The sequence below is a fragment of the Streptococcus oralis ATCC 49296 genome, from assembly GCF_000185265.1.
Classification (GTDB): Bacteria; Bacillota; Bacilli; order Lactobacillales; family Streptococcaceae; genus Streptococcus; species Streptococcus oralis_BC.
Genome location: NZ_GL622183.1, coordinates 1,017,229 through 1,033,759 on the forward strand (window position 1 = coordinate 1,017,229; position 16,531 = coordinate 1,033,759).

Below are 16,531 nucleotides of genomic sequence, written 5' to 3' on the forward strand. Positions count from 1 at the left end.
AAACATGAAGAAATTTTTAATAATGCTATCAGCTATTTTTTCGATTGCAGTTCTAGCATCTTGTGGTCTCAATAAAAATAGGAACAATACAGAACCTTCATCTGCACTATCATCTGTCTCCAAAGACGATAAGACTAGTGTATCAACAGAAGCAAAGGCTGAAAATACTAGTGACTCGTCAACCAAGGAATCACAATCGACTGCTGAAAATAAGAAAGAAACCAGACAAGATTTATATAAAGAAGTGATTGAACGCTATAAACACTTTACAGACCTTTTAAAACAAGGTAATAGAGAAGATTTATACAAGGAAAGTAAACAAGATAAGATTACTTCAGAAGAATATGGCCTGGTTTTCTCTCGAATGGATTATCAAAATGCATCTGATTGGAAATACGCAATTGTTGATTTGAATAAGGATGGTCAAGACGAGTTGCTTATTGGCGATGAAAAATTTGTTTCAGCCATTTATTATTTGGAAAATCAAAAACCTAGCTTACTTCACACAGCATATATAGCTTCTGCAGGTGGTTTTCGCTCAGGATTTGATATTTATGAAAACGGTCAAGTCTCTTATGCAGATTGGCAGACAACTCGTCCAGAAATGAATCTGGCTCTATATTCGTTTGATAAAAATGGAGTGCAGAAGATTAAAGAAGCAACTATTCAAATCGGTGGCAACGAAAAAGCAGAGCAAGTTTTAGATATTTCTTCTGAAAAACTTGATTTGTCTAACATTGGTTGGAAAGAATTGAATCCGGCTAATTAGTTTTGAATTACTTTTCTAGTCAATATTGATTCTTCTGAGCAAATATTAACATAAAAATAGAAGCTACAAAAAACCGAGGAAATTATCCTTGGTTTTTTGTTTGCTAGAAAAAGGGATTAAAGGTCTTTTCGTGAGCGATGGTCGTAGCTGGACCATGCCCAGGATAGACATCGTAGTTAGGAAGAGTAAAGAGTTGCGTCTGAATGCTATGGAGGAGTTGTTCCGTGCTACCTGTAGGAAGGTCTGTCCGTCCGATGGTTTCTCGGAAAAGAGCATCTCCGGTCAAGACTAGATGAGCATCAGGAAAGACCAGGGAAACGCCGCCGATAGAGTGCCCTGGGGTCGGTAGAACGGTAAAACGAAATTCCTCAAGCTGGTATTCCTCATGAAAGACAAAGGTGTGCTCTGCTGGTTTTGCGACCACATCTGCCATATCATCATGACGAGGGAGACCAGAGAGATTATCGACTGGAGTGTAAAGCCAGCTAGCTTCGCTCTCTGCTACATAAACTGGAGGATTTCCAAAAGTCTCGCGAACCAAGTCCAGACTCATAATATGGTCGTAGTGGGTGTGGGTCAGGAGAATCGCGCAGACGGGTTTGTTGATTTTTTCGATAGTCATGCGAATAGCTTCCCAATGGCTACCTGGGTCAACCACAATCAGGTGTTGGTTTCCCTCTATGTAGTAGGTATTTTCATAGGCAACGGGATTCACGGTTTTATGGATTTTCATACTGGCTCCAATCTCAAAGAATGTACTAAACTAAGTATAGCATAGAAGAGAGAAATAAAGTGAAAAGAAAGTCCCACTTTTGTGTTAGAGGGACAATGATCTTATTTAAACTTGAAACCTTCGTAAATGAGTTTTGCTTTGGGATTCTTTTTCTTGATTTGCTTGGCAAGGGCTTTCATCATAGGAAGAGGTCCACACATATAGACCGTAGTCTGGTCAGGGATTTCTTCTTGATCCAAAGTCAGGTATCCTTTTTCATTGCTATCGATCAGCTGCAGGTCAAAGTTAGCATTTTGACGGGCGTAGTCTCGAAGTAGATCTAGGTAGACAGCATTTTCCTCTCCACGGAAACTATAGTAGAAGCGGACGCTCTTGTCTAGGATAGGATGCTCCCGGATATAAGAGATGAAAGGTGTCATTCCAATTCCACCTGCGATCCAGATTTGCTGCTTTGGACCATGTTCCATAGTCATATGCCCATAGGCGCGATCAACCGCAACCTTGCTACCAACTTGAAGATTGTCATAGATATTCTTGGTGTGGTCACCAGAGTTTTTTATCGTAAAATAAAGAGTTCGTCCTTGCCCTCCTGAGATGGAGAAAGGGTGTGGAGCAGTCTCAAAACCTTTTTGGAAAATTTTTAGAAAGGCAAATTGTCCATATTCGTAGGTGAAAGGATGACTAAGTTCGATTTCAATTTCAGTTGTATCGTGGTTGAGGCGTTTGATTCCTACGATTTTTCCAAGATAGGTGAAACCGACTTTTTGATAAAGAAAAATAATATAAAAACCTGCAAGCAAGCCTAAAAGAGCATAGATTCCAAAGATAAGACCTAGGAAACTAAAGGAGAGAAGACGATTTCCCATGATCATCAAAACATGAAAAAGGCCAAAGATATAGGCTAGATAAACCAATCGATGAATCCATCTCCATGCTTCATACTGGATATATTGTCCCAGATAGGCAACCAGAACGATGCTGATAAAGATATAGATAGCAATATTTCCAAACTGGGCGGCCAAATGCGAACCCCAGAGACCGCCCATGCTAAAGTTGTGTAGGGTTAGTAGGAGAATGGATAGAAAAGCCGTGAATTTATGAGCTAGATACATCTTTTCAAGTCCGTTGAACCAAGCCTCAAGCAAGGGTAAACGGCTAGCTAGTATAAAAGTAAGTGAGAGGGTAGTGAGAGCTAAACCAGGGATTAGAAACTGACTAGCACCTGAACTGATCCAAGCTAGAATAGTCAGAAGCATACTAAGTCCGATAAATAAAATACCTTTTAATGATTTCATAGTAGAATTCCTTTCATGGATTTATCTTATATTAGATGTAATAATATTTGTTACATTTTAACAAAAAATGAATCTCTAGTCAAGGTTTAGGTTCTAGGCCTCTAAGTCAAATCTTCATGATAATCCATAAATAATGGCTAAGAAATATACTGTTAAATTTGTGCACTTCTTATAGAAAATTTTTTGTTATAACAATGTAAGGCTTGGGAAAATTTAACTTCTACAAGACTCCAAAAAATAAATTGATACATTAAAGTGTATTTTATTTAATTATAAGATAAATGATTCCGGGAGTTTACACGCTGTAAACCTTCATGGATATTGGTTTTTTAAAGCATTTACCATTAAATTATTTTTGTATTTTTCTAAAATAAAATTATAAAAGTTGTTGAAAAAGATAGGGAAAAGTGTTAGTATGAATATGCATATTGAATACGAGGATATAATCCTTTTGAAATATCAAAATTTAAAAGCCTTTTTAAGGAGAGAAAGAAATTTTGTTTTTCTATATTTCAATATCAACATAATGAAAATAGGGAGGTTGTGTATCTTATGAAGAGTAAGCAACAGGGTTTTAGAACGGAGAAGTACATTCGTTATGGCATTCGGAAGTACAGCTTTGGGGCAGCGTCGGTGGCAATTGCGACCGGTTTGATGATGTTCCTAGGTAATGGTGCGGTATCGGCAGCGGAAGTACAAGGTGCAGATGCAACAGTGGCAACGACAACACCAGTAGCAACAAAGGAGTCGGAGTCAACTATAACGGCGGAGAAATCTGAAGCTAAGGCGTCAGAAAAAGTAGTAGAGACTAAAAAAGTTGATAAGACTGCTCTGACTAAAAAAGTAGTTGAGTTAGAAGCGAAGATTGCATCTGCAAAGAAAGCTGATGCAACAGCGATAGCTACTGCAAATGAAGTATTGACTGCGGCAAAGGCAGTTCTTGCAAACGAAACTGCAAAACAGGCTGATATCGATGCAGAGCATGCTAAAGTTGAAGCTTTGATTACAGTTGTAGTTGAGTCAGACGAAGCTGGGAAACAAGTTGAGAAAACAGCAGCAACTACAGCAGTCAAACCAGTGGCGACCACTGCTACAGAAAAAGCAGAAAAAGTAGAAGAAACAAAAGAAACTGTCGAACCAGTCCAAGAAGCTAAAAAAGTCTTAGAACAAGTTACCTCTGAAGCTGAGGTAACCAATGTTTTAGCAACTGAAGCAATCCGGAAAAATCAGCTTGAGGCTGAAAACAAAGCGGCAATTGAGGCGGCGATAGCTAATAATAAAGAAGTTATTGCGGAAGCTAAAAAAGTGTTAGTTACGGATAGCGTTACAGCTAGACAAGGCAATGAACAATTGTCACGTTTGAACGAGTCAATTCTTGCAGTATATAATGAACTAAAAAAAGCAGGAATCGGAAAAGATGGAAACTTCGGAGTAGCTTTGGCTGCTCAAGATTTCTATGCTGAAGAGGGTTCTAACACAACTCATGCATCGGAAACAAACGCTGCAAATCATACTGGTAAAGATACCTATACGATCCCGGTACAAGAAATTAAATTAATTAAAGGTACTGATGCTACAGGGCTAGAGATTGAAGTCTATTCTAATCAACGGACTGGTGAAGATACCAATGCTGGAAATGGGATGCATACAGAACAAGGTGGAAAAACTGGTCATAACAACAAAGGACGTGTAGACTATCCATTAACCCCTGATGCTGCTAAAAAGTTAGCTGAAGAAGCACCACTTTGGAGAAATAAACTCCGTGCGGATGGGTCAAGAATTTCAAACGCTGCGACGTCAATATACTCTGCTAACGGTGGTTATGAATACCTAGCTACAGAAATTTATGGCTATGGGTATGAACAAGGAGTTGACAGAGTTTATATTAAAGGTTTGAAAGATCGTATTGCAGTTACAGAAAAAGCTAAGCAAGCTGGTTGGAGTCTTACCTCTGTAACACCAACTAACCTTGTACCAGGTGTTACTTATGATGAGGCGACAGATACCATTCAAGGTAAAGTAGTTGCTGGTATTGAAAATGGAGTGTATGACTTACGATTCAATATTACTGCAACGAATACAGATGGGCGGACTGTCACCTTCCAAATTCAGAATCTACGTGCTGGTTGGGTAGGTTGGCAAGATAGCACACCTCCTACAATTCAGTCAGATTCAGCTCGTTATGATAGAACTGTTGGTGATGATGCGAATATCAATCTTCGTTTTCATGATTCTTCGGGAGCTAGTGCGATACCTGGCAATTCAGCAGGAAACTATGACTATACAACTGCTGAAGGTAAAGTAGTTAAAGTTCGTCAAAATTCTTCTAAAGCAGTCACAGGTGTCTCAGGCTACAACACTATAGGAGCAGAATTAGATGATTCTAAAGTGTTGATTCCTGGCACCAACTATACTGTAACAAACAGTACTGCTGAAGAGCAAAAAGCTGCTGGAACCAACATGGGTAATGCTGTCATTGGAGGTAAGGTGACAGAGGCAGGTATCTATACCGTTTCAGTATTTGCTAAAGATTATGATAAATTATCTAATAATACGACATGGAATCAGTCAGGTCAAGAGGCGCACGGTTCTATTACTGTAGTTGTTAAGCCTAAAGTTGAAGTTCAAAACGTTGAAACCTATTCAACAACAGTTCCTGTTAAAATCTCGAAAGGTGCTACAAGTGCTAAGGTTACAATGCCAGATGGAACTGTAACAAACTTGAAAGCCGTTAATGGTAAATGGCTTGTAGATAGTGGTTCAACCAATACTGCTGTTACTGAAAATCAAGAACTAGGTGCTGTAGATTCAAATACCGTCTTTAATATTCCAGTCACGTCAGAAGCAACTGCAAAAGTTGGTGTTGATAATATCAAAGTAGAAGCATCAGCTGAAAATGTTAAGGGAACTTTCTTACGTGAGCGAGTTGAATTGAATGGAACTGATGGGCAAAAACACACTGCAGTTTTAAATAGTACATCTGGTCACTGGGAGCTTCCTGCTGACTATGCCGAAGTGAAAACAGCAAATGGAGATGGGACTACAACTTGGACGAAACGCCAAGTATACACTGAAGCGAAACTAGATGGCGGTATGAAATTCTTCATTTACGAATATACTCGTCAACTTGATAAAGATGGAAATGTAACCAGTGTAACTACTCCTGATCGTCCAATGACGGAATATGTTTCTCAAAATACTAACCAAGCTGGCGATGGTATGTCAGTAACTATTACTTTTGACAAACATTCAAACACATGGACATCATCAGATGGAACAGAAGTTACTGCTAAAAAGTTGGGTGATGATTCATGGGAAGTTCATACTAAATCAGGTTTTGGTGGAATCATTAGAGGAACAATCGCAACTAACTCAGATGTTGCGACTGTTGTCAATACGAAACCAATTGCAAGCTCACAAGATTATACTTCTACTAAAGGAACTGCGGTAGATCTCCGTAATGAAGCAAAAGCTGCAGTGACAATCTCTGATGCAGAAGATACTAAGTACGGAAAAACAACTTACATTACTCGTATTACAGTAACATCTCCTTCAGGAGTTCAGAAAGTTTATGACACTAAACAAGATGCAAACAACTATAATCTTGCTAGTGGTTATACACTGAGTGAAGTGGGAGTCTATACAGTAACAGTTGACGTTATTGATAGTAATGGCAATTACACAACAGATGCTACAATAGGTGGAACTGAATCTGGTGTGGATCATGGGGCTGGCTCATCAACAGCTACAACAACTTACCACATCACAGTAACAGACACGATTGAAGGTCATAATGTAACATCCACAGATGCTCAAGGAGCGACTCAAACAGGTACTCCAACCTTTACATCTGTTGGTGATGGCTCACCTGTGGCACCAAGTGCTACTTCACCTGCTAAGTTGGTAGATCCTACCACTGGTAAGTTAGTTGACCAAGTAACAATTGATGGTCAAGGAACATACACAATTAATAATGAAACTGGTGTTGTGACATTTGTTCCGTTGAAAACATTCACAGGTACAGCAACCCCAGTGACTGTATCATTAACAGCAACTCTTGGTCAAGATAAAGATGGACAACCTATTACCGCTACAGCGACAGCAACATATACTCCAACTGTTACACCAGTTACTCCAACAGCAACTCCTGCAGAATCAACTGGTATCCAAGGCGCTACTCAAACAGGAACGGTAGCATTCAAAGAAGGACACTCTGTTGCTCCAATCAAGCCGAACTCAGCTGTTCTTCTTGATAAGAATGGTACTCCGGTAGCACCTGGAGCTTCAGTAGATGCTTTGGATGAGAATGGTAACAAAGTAGGGGAATATACAATTGACCCAACTTCAAATACTGTAACATTCAGTCCAACCGATAAGACTTACAAAGGTAAAGTCCAACCTGCAACAGTTCAGGCTGAAGATGAGAATGGTACAAAAGTTAAGACAACTTATACTCCACATATTGTAGGTGTTACTCCAACAGCAGAACCTGCTAAGTCAGTTGATGTCCAAGGAGCAACTCAAGAAAGTACAGTAACATTCAATGGTGGTACGACTACACTGGATGGTAAACAGGTGACTGTAGATATTGACCCAGCTACTTTCACTCTTTTAGATGAAACCGGAACTCCAGCAACATCTGTTCCAGCTAAAGACCCTAGTGGAAATGTTATTGGTACATATACTCTGAAAACAGTTGGTGGACAAGCCGTTGCAGTCTTTACCCCAACTGATAAGACTTATAGTGGTGAAGTTCAACCTGTGCGTGTACAGGCTAAAGATAAAAATGGTATTTCGGTTGAAACAACTTACACACCATTGATTACGCCAATTATACCAACAGCAACTCCAGCAACTTCTGAAAATATTCAAGGAGCAACACAAACAGGCACCCCTACATTTGTTCAAGGTGATGCAATTGCACCAATTAAACAGGGTTCAGTAAAACTTCTTGATAAAGAAGGAAATGAAGTTCCTGCAGGTCAGACAACTCCAGCTTATGCTGAAGATGGGACTACTGAAATTGGTACATTCTCTATTGATCCAACAACTGGAAAGGTAACCTTTAGTCCAACGGATAAATTGTATTCTGGTAAGGTTACTCCAGCAACTGTGCAAGCAGAAGATGAAAACGGAACTAAAGTGACGACAACTTACACGCCACAAATTATCCCAGTAAATCCTATTGGAGTTCCTGCGACTTCTGAAGATGTTCAAGGTGCAACTCAAACTGGAAAACCAGAATTCCAAGGTGGAACTGCAGTTGTCAATGGAAAAGAAGTTACTGTTGAGATGAATGACACTGTTCCAGCTAAATTGATTGATTCTAAAACTGGAAATGTTGTGGATTCTATCACTATTCCGGGTGAAGGTACTTATACTGTAGCACCGGACGGAACAGTAACCTTTGTTCCTGAAAAAACCTTTACAGGTCAAGCATCAGGCGTTGAAGTTTTACGTGAAGACAAGAATGGAACCCCAGTTACAGCAAGCTACACTCCAGTTGTTAAGGAAGCAATTCCAACAGCTACTGATGCTGTTACAGAAGACATTCAAGGTGCAACTCAAAAAGGAGTGCCTACATTCCTAGGTGGTAGGGTTACTGTTAATGGAGTGGAAAAAATTGTTCCTATTGATGAAACCAAGGGTCTTGAACTTATTGATCCAAAAACAGGAAAACCAACAGATCAACCAATTGTCATTCCAGGCGAAGGAACTTATACTGTAAATAATGGTATGGTAGAATTTAAGCCAGAACCACAATTTACTGGAAAAGGAACAGGCGTAGAAGTTCAACGTGTAGATGAGAATGGAACTCCTGTAAAAGCTAAATACACTCCAGTTGTTAAACCAGCAACTCCAACAAGTTCGGATGTTATTACAACAGATGTTCAGGGTGCAACTCAATCAGGAACACCAACATTTGAAGGTGGAAAAGTCAAAGTTAATGGTATTGAGAAAACTGTTGAAATTGATGAAGCAGTCAAACCAACGTTTGATGATGGTACAACAGAGAAGACAATTCCAGGTGAAGGTACATATACTATTGATGAAACTGGAAAAGTAACCTTTACTCCCGAGAAGACATTTACAGGTCAAGCAACAGGTGTGACTGTTAAGCGTGTTGATAAGAATGGAACCCCAATTACAGCTAAGTATACCCCAGTTGTTATCCCGGTTACACCTACTTCAAAAGATTCTGAATCAGAAGGTCCGAAAGGACAACCTCAATCAGGAACACCAACATTTGAAGGCGGAAAAGTAACAATCAATGGTAAAGAAATTCCGGTAGAAATTGATGAAACAGTTAAGCCGACCTTTGAAGATGGTACAACAGAGAAGAAGGTACCAGGTGAGGGTACATATACTATTGATGAAGCTGGAAAAGTTACTTTCACACCAGAGCCAGAATTTGTAGGTCGAGCAACTGGAGTAACAGTTAAACGTGTTGATAAGAATGGAACCCCAATTACAGCTAAATACATCCCTACTGTACGTCCGAATACTTCATTTGTTGATACTAAAGGAAATATCCTAGCACCAAGTGAAGATGGTTCGCAACCTAAGAAAGATATTCCAGGATATAAAATTGTTGAAACTAAGGTTGATGAAAAAGGCAATGTGGTCCACGTTTATGAGAAGGTTAAGACCAGCCATAAAGATAAGGAAGGCAATGAAATTCCAGGTTATCCAAGCGAAGACGGTGAACAACCTAAGAAAGATATTCCAGGTTACCGCTTCGTAGAGACCAAGAAACTTCCAAACGGCGACACTGAACATGTTTATGAGAAGGTTAAGACTAGTCACAAGGATAAAGAAGGGAATGAGATTCCAGGCTATCCAAGCGAAGACGGTGAACAACCGAAGAAAGAAATTCCAGGTTACCGCTTCGTAGAGACCAAGAAACTTCCAAACGGCGACACAGAACACGTTTATGAGAAGGTTAAGACTAGTCATAAGGATAAGGAAGGCAACGAGATTCCAGACTATCCAAGCGAAGACGGCGAACAACCGAAGAAAGATATTCCAGGTTACCGCTTCGTAGAGACTAAGAAACTTCCAAACGGTGACACAGAACATGTCTACGAAAAAGTTGTTACTGCCCCTCAACAAAAACCGACTGAGCAATCTCCAACTACTAAAGCAACCAAAGAATTACCTAATACTGGTACGGAAGATCATGCAGCTTTGGCAGCTCTAGGAGTACTTGGTTTGATGAGCGGATTTGGACTTGTGTCTCGAAAGAAAAAAGAAGACTAATTCTATACTCGAGATTCTAAGTAGTATCCATTAGTTTCTTAAACAAAAAACCAACTAATCATTAGGTTAGTTGGTTTTTGTCTATTCTCGATTTTTCCAAGCTTGGTAGCGAGTGTCAATCAAGAGTTGGGTTAAGCGTCCCATGATTTCTCTTTCTTCAGGAGTGAGGGATTGGGCTTGTACAAAGAGATGGTGAATGTGTTCAATGACCTTGAAGGAAGAAAGGTCGTTGATAGAAGAGATGCCTGCATCTAGAATGATTCCAAAAAAGAGGTCAAAGTAGAGCTGCAGTTCTTCGTCAGGAACTGTTTCAACCCATTCCTTGAAAGTAGTGTCGACTTGTTGGCTGTCACTATTAGTTTCGTCTAGTTGGACAAAGTGTTTGTCTTCAACCTGCCAACTAAAGGTATCGTGCTGGGCGATACCACCCAAGGCAGTGCTTCGAACAACAATTTTTTTATCCGGAATTTCCAGCATCATCCCGATGATAGAACCTTGTGGGATAAACACTTTCGTTCTTTCCATCATGTTTTGATAGCCAGGTGTTTCGGTTAGTTCCTTGTGAAGCCCAGGGGCATCAAAAGTATAGACAGCGACAATGTTTTTCTGCAAGTTTGGATCAAGTTGACTGGCAGCATAGACAGCTAGATTACCCCCTTTTGAGTGTCCTGCTAGAATAACCTTTTGGTTAGGATGTTGGGAAAAAAAGTCCTCTAAATACTGGAGGGCATGTTTTTGAGCTGGGATTTCCTTCATATAGGTCATATGGAAATCTTCTTTCCAACCGATGATGCTATCATCCGTTCCGCGAAAAACAAGCAAATAAGTATCGAGACTGATACGATAAGTCATGGCTGCAAACTGTTTTTGCAATTCAGGATCAATATCGTTAATAAAGTCTGAGAGCTTGCAATTTTTAAAGCGTTTGTGTTGAGCGAGTTGATCCAACAACTGGAGACGGTTTTTATTGGTCAACATCGTCGTGTCTCTAGGGATTTGAGGTGCAAGATCTATGAGGCGCTTTGGTTCTTGGGTAACTACATCATCAAAAGGAAGATAGGTTAATTCAGTCAGGGCAAGAATATCTAACTCATTCACGGGGAGGTCATAAAAGGAATCGTATGCTACGTCATTTAAGTAGTCAAAAATATTGGCCATAAAAGCTCCTTTCTCAATGTTTATATTACCACATTTACCTAGAATTAGCTAGTAGGCTTGTTCGAATGACCTAGTAGGGTTTGATTGAAATACATAGAAGATAGATTGCTCCTATTTCAAACCTCTAAACGAGCTTACTTGTATGTTTTTGCTATCAATCCCATTTTCCTTTAAAAAGTTCTTCATCTCATTTACATCATCAGGCTGACCTGTGATGAGATAACTAGCTTGATTGCCGTATTCATCAATAGCACGTTTTAAAAATTCTTGACTTTGAGAAAGTTCCTCGCTAGTTTTATAAGTAAAATTCGGTGTTTTTTGAGCCAGTTCTTTCATCTCATTATCGAAAATAGTAACTCCTTTGTCAAAATGGTTGAGAATAATCGGACATTTACCAGCCCATTCTTTGATAAGGGGGCGTAGAGTAGAAATACCAACATCAGATGCAAAGCAAACTAGTGGCTTATTCGTATCTTTAACAGTCAAAGAGGAATCCAGCCAACTCATCTCAATCTCACTGCCAGCCGGTAAATGTGTCAAGGTGTTCTTAAAGTTGCTTCCACTATTATGAGTCAAAATGAGAATTTCATCTTCATCAGGTGTGGAGGCAATGGTTAGCCATCGACTGGTTTGCTCTCCCTTAGCTTCATATTTACTAGCAGTAGACGAGGTATCAGGGAGTGTAAACTTAGCATAAGCCCCAGCTTTCCAGATTTGATGACTCGGTTTTGTGATATGAATTAAATATAGATCTCCGCTGGGGTTTTCAATGGATTTTATAGATAATGTCTGGCTTCGTCCAAGATAAGCGATGGCACCCCAAGTTATAATACATATCGCTCCAAGTGTTGATAGAATGATAATAAACATTTTTTTACCTCTTTTCATTTTTTATGACTCCTGTTCTTAATTTTATGAATGAACCAAAATATAATTCATTCACACTTTTTCAAAAAATAAAGAAATCCATTCTTTATTTTAGAACTCCTTTTATGAAGTTGGTTGCAAGTATTTCGACAGTTTTGCCAATATCTGGAAAATCTTTTTCCGTGATATGCATATCCATGTAGTAAAATAGGTTGTAAACTTGTAAAATCTCTTGAATCTTTTCTGGAGAATACCCCTCAGCCTGCATACGATTTGTAAAAGTTTTTACTAGAAACTGATGAAATGGATTTGCGACTTTGCCTTCTTCTGAGGAATAGTAGCTGTGCAACTCATCGGCTATGGCAGGATTGTACCATTCTGCAAGGATTTTATTGGAAGAAACGAGTACTCTGGACTGAGCAAAGAGTTGACTAATAAGATCAATCATATCAATTTCCCAATCCAGTTCTTCGATCATAGCTTGGCGAACACGGTTGTTTTCATCTATATAGATGTCTAGAAAAATGGCTTCTTTACTCTCGTAATAGTTATAAAAAGAACCTACTGCCATACCAGCTTGTCTAGCAATTTCTGAAATTCCTGTCGCCTTGTAACCCTTTTTCGAAAAAACTTCATAGGCTGCTGTCTTTAAAGATTGTTTTTTGTCCAATATGATTTAACCTCCTTTGTTTCATGAATGAATAAATCAATCTGTTCATTCATATTCTAACAAATCATGGCTAGCTTGTCAATAAGAAGGCTAGATCTATTAAATAAGTTAAAGAAACGCTAACTAAATGAGCACAAAAAGGAAAATATAGGATAAGGCTGGAACTATAATTAAAAATAAGGTATGATATCAGTGGGAATATTCTCTATTTAGCATCTGTTTTCTGATCTGGATTTGGGAAATAGGCTGCTAAACAGTATGAGATACTGATCCGTAAATCTGATATGAAGGGTTTTGATACTTTGAAAAATAGCAAAGGAGGAGCGCATGCACAAGATTTTACTAGTAGAAGATGACCAAGTTATTCGGCAACAAGTGGGGAAACTGCTCTCTGAGTGGGGGTTTGAGGTCATTTTGGTAGAAGATTTTATGGAAGTATTGAGCCTTTTTGTTCAGTCGGAGCCTCATTTGGTCCTCATGGATATTGGTCTGCCTCTTTTTAATGGTTATCACTGGTGTCAGGAGATTCGTAAAATTTCTAAGGTACCTATCATGTTTCTGTCTTCGAGAGATCAGGCTATAGATATCGTCATGGCAATCAATATGGGAGCGGATGACTTTGTAACTAAGCCTTTTGACCAGCAGGTTCTCCTTGCCAAAGTTCAGGGTCTGTTGCGCCGTTCCTATGAGTTTGGGCGGGATGAAAGTTTGCTAGAGTATGCAGGTGTGATCCTCAATACCAAGTCTATGGACCTGCACTATCAGGGGGAAGTTCTGAGTTTGACCAAGAATGAATTTCAAATTTTGCGAGTCTTGTTTGAACATGCTGGCAATATCGTAGCGCGTGATGACCTGATGCGGGAACTCTGGAATAGCGACTTTTTCATCGATGATAATACCTTGTCTGTCAATGTTGCTCGCCTGCGCAAAAAGTTGGAGGAGCAAGGTTTAGCAGGCTTTATCGAAACCAAGAAAGGGATAGGATACGGACTGAAACATGCTTGATTGGAAATCATTTTTTCTAGCCTATCTGCGTTCTCGCAGTCGCGTTTTTACCTATATTTTTTCATTAGGCTTTCTCGTCCTTCTCTTTCAGTTTTTATTTGCTAGTCTAGGAACTTATTTTCTTTATTTCTTTCTGCTCAGTAGTTTTTTGACCTTTTTATTTTTGGCTTGGGATATATTTGCAGAAGCTCAGGTTTACCGGCAGGAAGTACTCTATGCTGAGAGAGACCCCAAGTCTCCTCTGGAATGTGCGCTAGCAGAAAAGCTCGAAGAGCGTGAGTCTGAATTGTATCAAAAGAAGTCGGAAGCGCAGAGCAAGCTGACGGATTTGCTTGATTACTACACCTTATGGGTTCACCAAATCAAGACCCCCATTGCAGCGAGTCGTCTCTTGGTAGCAGAAGTCTCTGATCGTGAGGCCAAGCAGCAACTGGAACAGGAAATCTTTAAGATTGACTCCTATACCAATCTGGTGTTGCAGTATCTTCGTTTGGAGAGCTTCCACGATGACTTGGTATTTGAAAAGGTTCAAGTGGAGGATCTGGTGAAGGAAGTGGTTCGCAAATATGCCCTTTTCTTTATTCAAAAAGGACTGACGCTCAATCTCCATGACCTTGACAAAATCATCGTGACCGATAAGAAGTGGCTGTTGGTCGTCATTGAACAAATCCTCTCAAACAGTCTCAAATACACCAAAGAAGGTGGGCTAGAGATTTATATGGAAGGTCAGGAGCTCTGTATCAAGGATACGGGAATCGGGATTAAAAACAGCGATGTTCTCCGAGTCTTTGAACGTGGGTTTTCAGGCTATAATGGGCGTTTGACCCAGCAGTCATCTGGACTTGGACTTTATCTATCTAAGAAAATTTCTGAAGAACTGGGTCACCAGATTCGCATCGAGTCTGAGGTTGGGATAGGAACAACCGTTCGCATCAAGTTTTCCAATAGGAATCTGATGATTGAGTGAGCATAGTTGATGATGACCTTATCCATCTGTGGAATTTTTGTTCTAGTCTATATCTCTATTTTCATGATAATGTCTAGAAGTTACCGTAAGATTGTCCAGATGTAAAAAATGTTACACTAGGAAACGACTAGAATATAGTCAAAAAATAAAAGAGGCAAAAATGAAAGAAAGTTATTTTGACGGAAGGATCCTAGATTATATTGGATACTCTATCTTAGTAGCCATAATTTTCAGGCTTACCTTGGGGATCGCAACATCTTGGGCGGTTTGCATGATGCAAAATTGAAAACCAAACACACGGTAGTGGATGAGCAACGTCTATACTTTGACAGGACTGGAGCACAACTGTTCGGCAACTGGATCAAGGGGTTTCTTCTAACCATCATCACGTTTGGGAACTATGGCTTCTGATTGAAAATAAAAATGAAGCAATGGATTGTCGAACACACCAATCTTGTTTAAAGATTAAAACGGCATCTTCTTTCAGAGGAGATACCATTTTTTTCTTTTTCGTATAAGGAAACAAAAGTTTCTTCCTTCTCTATCTGTTCAATTGATATATTTCTTCAGAGAAAGACTGTAAAATTTTTGATATAATGTTAAGGATAGACTGACGGATGCTTAAAAGATAATTTTCAAAAAAATAACAGGTGAGAATTAAAATATGTAAAATTGAAAAGAAGTCTCTCTGCCACCATCTAAGCAGAAACAAGAGTATATGAAATAAAAGGAGTAACCAATGACTGGAAATTATTCAACACGTGAATATCGTGAGAAATTATATGATGATCTTCATGTTCGATTAAGAGATACAGTGATTTTGATGTGTGCGATTTTTATTGCCTCTATAGGTTTAAATATGAATTCAACAGCTGTCATTATTGGAGCCATGCTGATTTCCCCTCTTATGACATCGATTGTTGGACTCGGATTTGGTTTAGCTATTTTTGATACGCGTTTAATCAAGCAATCTTTAGAGGTTTTATTTACTCAAGTATTGGTCAGTTTGCTTGTCTCGACTTTGTATTTCTGGATTTCCCCCTTATCTTATGCAAGTAGCGAGTTGATTGCACGAACCTCTCCAACCATTTGGGATGTTCTCATTGCTATTGCTGGTGGGATAGCAGGTGTAATTGGGTCAAGGAAAAAAGAAGCAAACAATATCGTGCCAGGAGTAGCCATTGCAACAGCTCTGATGCCACCTATCTGTACTGCAGGATATGGTTTAGCTAACGGAAATGTACGATTTTTATTTGGGGCTCTCTATCTTTTCTTGATCAACTGTGTCTTTATCATGCTAGCCAACATTATTGGAACAAGAATTTTGATGAGAAAATCTCCCTTAAGTTCATTTAAAGAGCTAAACATTAAAATGAAAATTGGCTTGATATCCTTGATTGTATTATTGGTTCTTCCAGCCAGTTATTCAGCAGTCACTCTGACGATAGATCAAGCGCGAAAAGAAGGAATCAAACAGTTTGTAGGAAAAGAATTCGCCAATCACACGGTCATTAATCAAGTCTATAAGTCAAGGGACAATGAATTAGTCTTGACGGTTGTTGGAGATCCGATTTCAGAAGAAGAATTAGAAAGGATCCACCAAAAACAAGCCTCTTACGGTATTCAATCTGTTCAATTAAAAGTCAATCAAGTCCATAATTCGATAAAATTAGATAGTGAGATGACCAAGGAATTTTATGAAAACATTAACAAGTATATCGATCAAAAACTCTCTGAAAAAGATTCACAAAAAGATCTCGTAAAAGAAAATGAAGCAGACAAGGATTGAGGATATTGAACTTATCTA

At 39.2% G+C, this 16,531-nt stretch carries 10 protein-coding genes and 2 pseudogenes; 7 read left to right on the forward strand and 5 right to left on the reverse strand.

Going from position 1 to position 16,531, the window contains the following annotated elements:
- Positions 1-4: 4 nt before the first annotated feature.
- The gene (locus HMPREF8578_RS07160; protein ID WP_002893072.1) at positions 5-769 is read left to right on the forward strand and encodes an LptM family lipoprotein; all 765 of its coding nucleotides are present in this window, start codon (positions 5-7) and stop codon (positions 767-769) included.
- Between the two features lie 103 nt (positions 770-872).
- On the opposite strand, the gene HMPREF8578_RS07165 is transcribed toward HMPREF8578_RS07160, so the two are convergent.
- On the reverse strand, positions 873-1,502 hold the full coding sequence (locus tag HMPREF8578_RS07165) for an MBL fold metallo-hydrolase (protein WP_000690831.1): 630 nt from the start codon (positions 1,500-1,502) through the stop codon (positions 873-875).
- 101 nt (positions 1,503-1,603) lie between these two features.
- Positions 1,604-2,797, reverse strand: a complete 1,194-nt coding sequence (locus tag HMPREF8578_RS07170; RefSeq protein ID WP_000838549.1) for a ferredoxin reductase family protein — start codon at positions 2,795-2,797, stop codon at positions 1,604-1,606.
- Positions 2,798-3,349: 552 nt separating this feature from the next.
- Between HMPREF8578_RS07170 and HMPREF8578_RS0102215 the strand changes: the two genes are divergently transcribed.
- Entirely contained in the window at positions 3,350-10,057 is a 6,708-nt protein-coding gene (locus HMPREF8578_RS0102215; RefSeq protein ID WP_025168824.1) for a YSIRK-type signal peptide-containing protein, read from the forward strand.
- A gap of 81 nt (positions 10,058-10,138) precedes the next feature.
- Here the strand turns inward: HMPREF8578_RS0102215 and HMPREF8578_RS07175 are convergent, their stop codons facing one another.
- The 3 genes from HMPREF8578_RS07175 to HMPREF8578_RS07185 all read right to left on the reverse strand — a co-directional run bounded on the left by HMPREF8578_RS07175 (position 10,139) and on the right by HMPREF8578_RS07185 (position 12,758).
- Positions 10,139-11,215: a DUF2974 domain-containing protein gene (locus tag HMPREF8578_RS07175; protein WP_001273839.1), complete on the reverse strand. Its 1,077-nt coding sequence runs from the start codon at positions 11,213-11,215 to the stop codon at positions 10,139-10,141.
- A 111-nt stretch (positions 11,216-11,326) separates the two neighbouring features.
- On the reverse strand, positions 11,327-12,103 hold the full coding sequence (locus HMPREF8578_RS07180; protein WP_000820258.1) for a ferredoxin reductase domain-containing protein: 777 nt from the start codon (positions 12,101-12,103) through the stop codon (positions 11,327-11,329).
- An 85-nt stretch (positions 12,104-12,188) separates the two neighbouring features.
- Positions 12,189-12,758 (reverse strand): TetR/AcrR family transcriptional regulator, encoded by a 570-nt coding sequence (locus tag HMPREF8578_RS07185; RefSeq protein WP_033605086.1) that lies wholly within the window; start codon positions 12,756-12,758, stop codon positions 12,189-12,191.
- A 321-nt stretch (positions 12,759-13,079) separates the two neighbouring features.
- On the opposite strand from HMPREF8578_RS07185, the gene HMPREF8578_RS07190 reads away from it, so the two are divergent.
- The 5 genes and pseudogenes from HMPREF8578_RS07190 (at position 13,080) to HMPREF8578_RS07200 (ending at position 16,513) form a co-directional block, all read left to right on the forward strand.
- Complete coding sequence (locus HMPREF8578_RS07190; RefSeq protein WP_000548972.1) at positions 13,080-13,757, forward strand: response regulator transcription factor; 678 nt, start codon at positions 13,080-13,082, stop codon at positions 13,755-13,757.
- Entirely contained in the window at positions 13,750-14,724 is a 975-nt protein-coding gene (locus HMPREF8578_RS07195) for a sensor histidine kinase (protein ID WP_000887982.1), read from the forward strand. The genes HMPREF8578_RS07190 and HMPREF8578_RS07195 overlap by 8 nt, the downstream gene beginning before the upstream one ends.
- A 6-nt stretch (positions 14,725-14,730) precedes the next feature.
- Positions 14,731-14,829, forward strand: a pseudogene (locus HMPREF8578_RS12730) (peptide ABC transporter); the annotation flags it as partial.
- 55 nt (positions 14,830-14,884) lie between these two features.
- A pseudogene (locus HMPREF8578_RS12665) lies at positions 14,885-15,135 on the forward strand (hypothetical protein).
- Positions 15,136-15,463: 328 nt separating this feature from the next.
- On the forward strand, positions 15,464-16,513 hold the full coding sequence (locus tag HMPREF8578_RS07200; RefSeq protein ID WP_000147512.1) for a DUF389 domain-containing protein: 1,050 nt from the start codon (positions 15,464-15,466) through the stop codon (positions 16,511-16,513).
- The last annotated feature ends 18 nt before the right edge of the window (positions 16,514-16,531 follow it).